Raw genomic sequence first — 796 nt, 5'->3', positions numbered from 1 at the left:
GGGCGGCGGCGGCGGCGGCGCGGGCGGGCGCGGGGGTGCGACGCGCTCGATCTCAGGCGGGCGGCCCGGCGGCAGGGCGGCGAGCCGCTCATACAGCCCGTCGGATCCCTCGTTCATCGCGTTGGCCAGCCACGCATAGCCCATGCCGAGCGCGAAGACCGCCACGCAGGCCGCGACCCAGGCGGGGATGCCGCGCGACGGGCCGCGATGGGGTGCGTCCACGCCCTTCCAGCGTGGGGAAAGTTCGCGTTCCCAGGGCGGGCGCACCTGCGTGAGAAGCTGGTAGAGACCCGTGCGGATCTGGTCGAGTTCCGACTGCCCGCGCGGGGAGAGCCGGTAGCGCCCCTGGAAGCCGAGCGCGAGGCAGAGGTAGCTGACCTCCAGCGCGTCGCGCCAGCGGCCCGGATCCTTCTGCATCCCCGCGAGCACGTCGAAGAAGCGGTCGCCCGACTTCACTTCCTGGTGGAAGGTTGCCACCAGCGACTGCACGGACCAGACGCTGCCCTGCCCCCAGTTGGTGGACAGCACCACGTCGTCGAGGCTGGCGCAGAGGATGTAGTGCGCGGCGCGCACCTGCTCGGCGCTGACGCCGGCGTCGCGCGCATCGATCTCGAACTGGCGGAAGCCGCGGATCGCGCGTTCGCGCAATTCCTCCCCCGAAGGCTGCGCCGCCACGCCCGCGGTGGACAGGCGCGCCAGCAGGTCGGTCAGCGGCTGCGCGGCGGCGGCGAGCGGGCCGATGCCGACCTTGGGCACCGCCTCAGCCTCGCCCGCCAGGCGCGGCGCGGCCTCGGCG

The 796-nt window shown here is 74.2% G+C and carries 1 protein-coding gene; it reads right to left on the bottom strand.

All coding sequences use genetic code 11. The features are described 5' to 3' along the window. On the bottom strand, positions 1-796 hold a 796-nt coding region (gene icmH / locus HW577_RS25890), incomplete at both ends, for a type IVB secretion system protein IcmH/DotU (protein WP_198378940.1).

The organism is Neoroseomonas rubea, assembly GCF_016106015.1.
GTDB classification, from domain to species: domain Bacteria; phylum Pseudomonadota; class Alphaproteobacteria; order Acetobacterales; family Acetobacteraceae; genus Neoroseomonas; species Neoroseomonas rubea.
The sequence above is the reverse complement of the archived record's forward strand: the minus strand, read 5'-3'. Positions and strand labels throughout refer to the sequence as shown.